The sequence below is a fragment of the Streptomyces sp. MB09-02B genome (genome assembly GCF_033794485.1).
Lineage (GTDB): Bacteria > Actinomycetota > Actinomycetes > Streptomycetales > Streptomycetaceae > Streptomyces.
Genome location: NZ_JARGEE010000800.1, coordinates 1 through 1,854 on the forward strand (window position 1 = coordinate 1; position 1,854 = coordinate 1,854).

Consider the following 1,854-nt stretch of genomic DNA (forward strand, 5'->3'; position numbering starts at 1 on the left):
TCGCCTCCCAGTCCCCCGCCCGCCTGAACCTCCTGCGCCAGGCCGGCCTCACCCCCGAGGTGATCGTCAGCGGAGTGGACGAGGACGCCGTCACCGCCCCCACGCCCGCCGACCTGGCCCTCGCCCTCGCCGAGGCCAAGGCATCGGTCGTGGCGGCCAGACCGGAGGTCAAGGGCGCCCTCGTCATCGGCTGCGACTCGGTCCTCGACCTCGACGGCGAGGCCCTCGGCAAGCCCGCCGACGCCGAGGAGGCCACCGCCCGCTGGAAGTCCATGCGCGGCCGCGCCGGCACCCTCCAGACCGGCCACTGCGTCTACGACACCGCCACCGGCCGCTACACCTCCGCGACCGCCTCCACGGTCGTCCACTTCGGCGACCCCACGGACGAGGAGATCGCCGCGTACGTGGCCTCGGGCGAGCCCCTCCACGTCGCCGGGGCGTTCACGCTCGACGGCCGCTCGGCGCCGTTCATCGACGGTATCGACGGCGACCACGGCAACGTCATCGGCATCAGCCTGCCCCTGCTCCGCCGCCTGCTGGCCCGACTCGACGTGGCCATCACCGACCTGTGGGCCCCCCGCGCCGACTGACGCGAGCCCTCAGGAAGCACCGGGTGCGGCCGGGGCGGCCTGCTCCGGCCCCCCGCCGCCGACTCCGCCCGCGCCGCCGGCGGGCCCACCTGGCACGGCGTCAGCGACCCCGTCCTGCCGGTCGTACGTCATCAGCGTGAGCAGCAGCAGCCCCAGCACCACCATCATGAACGCGAACGCGCCCCACCCGACCAGCCCCACGGTGAGGGCCCCGAGCAGCCCGTGCACGACGGCCATGCTGATGAGCAGGATCCTGCCGAGCCCGGCGGGGGGCCGGTCGCGCAGCGCCACGAGCAGCGCGACGACTCCGCAGAAGACGAAGTAGAGGCCGAAGAGGACACCTCCGGCCTTCGTGGAGACGGACATCGCGTCGGGATCCAGCCCGGCGAGCGACATCTTCTGCCGGTCGACGACGGTGCCGAGGAGCCACTGGACCCCGGCGATCCCGAGCCCCTCCACGAACAGCACGATCGCCGTCAGTACCGCCACCGGTCTGCGGATCACCGGCCCCACCCACTTCCGCTCTCGCACTGCCGCTCTCGACGCACTCCCCCGCACACCCACTCGTTACCCCAGGTAGGTGTTCGAGACATCGCGAACGCTACTAACGGGTAAACCTCGGGACAAGGGTTCATACGAGAGCAAAGAATCGTTGGGCCATTAGTAGGGACTCCACAAAGAAACCCAACCGGCCGCAGCGCGGCCGCACAGAGACCTTGACCACATCAGAGGGCTAGGGTTTTCGCGTGGAGTCCTGCGCCATGCTGTGCGACAAGGGATTTCGCAGGTTGAGTGAGCCTCGATTCACGCTCCGTGTGGGCAAGCTCACCATTGTGGACGGGTCGAAACGCCGTGTCGGCAGTCCCTAAACTCGGCTTGTTTCAAGGAGAGGGAGCCATCGTGCGCAAGGTGTTGATCGCCAACCGAGGCGAAATCGCTGTCCGCGTCGCCCGGGCGTGCCGGGACGCCGGGATCGCGAGCGTGGCCGTGTACGCCGATCCGGACCGGGACGCGCTGCATGTGCGGGCCGCGGACGAGGCGTTCGCCCTGGGCGGTGACACTCCGGCGACCAGCTACCTGGACATGGGCAAGGTCCTGCAGGCGGCGAAGGACGCGGGCGCCGACGCGGTCCACCCGGGCTACGGGTTCCTCTCGGAGAACGCGGAGTTCGCGCAGGCGGTGCTGGACGCGGGCCTGATCTGGATCGGCCCGCCGCCGCAGGCCATCCGGGACCTGGGTGACAAGGTGGCGGCCCGTCACATCG

Annotated in this window: 3 protein-coding genes; 2 read left to right on the top strand and 1 reads right to left on the bottom strand. The window is 70.6% G+C overall.

Annotated elements, in window-relative coordinates; translation table 11 throughout:
* A partial coding sequence (locus P1P70_RS44175; RefSeq protein ID WP_319248074.1) for a nucleoside triphosphate pyrophosphatase occupies nt 1-590 on the top strand: 590 nt, incomplete at its 5' end.
* A 9-nt stretch (nt 591-599) separates the two neighbouring features.
* Here the strand turns inward: P1P70_RS44175 and P1P70_RS44180 are convergent.
* On the bottom strand, nt 600-1,094 hold the full coding sequence (locus P1P70_RS44180; RefSeq protein WP_319248076.1) for a hypothetical protein: 495 nt from the start codon (nt 1,092-1,094) through the stop codon (nt 600-602).
* Between the two features lie 396 nt (nt 1,095-1,490).
* On the opposite strand from P1P70_RS44180, the gene P1P70_RS44185 reads away from it, so the two are divergent.
* On the top strand, nt 1,491-1,854 hold a 364-nt coding region (locus tag P1P70_RS44185), incomplete at its 3' end, for a biotin carboxylase N-terminal domain-containing protein (protein ID WP_319248077.1).